Annotated in this window: 1 pseudogene; it reads left to right on the top strand. The window is 67.4% G+C overall.

The features are described 5' to 3' along the window. Positions 1 to 267, top strand: a pseudogene (locus ACH107_RS33855) (calcium-binding protein); the annotation flags it as partial.

Raw genomic sequence — 267 nt, 5'->3', positions numbered from 1 at the left:
AACGTCGGCAGCGGGGACGATACCGCCGAGGGCGGCGACGGGGCCGACAATATCCTGGGCGGTAACGGCACCGACATGCTCAGCTATGCCGGGGACAGCACAGGGGTCACCGTGAAGCTCTACAACGGCACCGCCAGTGGCGGCCATGCCGCCGGCGACAGCTTCACCGGTTTCGAGAACCTCGAGGGCGGCAGCGCGGACGACTACCTCACCGGCGACACCACCGACAACCTCGTCCGCGGCAATGCCGGGGACGACTACATCAAC

Source organism: Roseovarius halophilus (ex Wu et al. 2025) (assembly GCF_047086965.1).
This window is presented reverse-complemented; position numbering and strand designations above follow the sequence as displayed.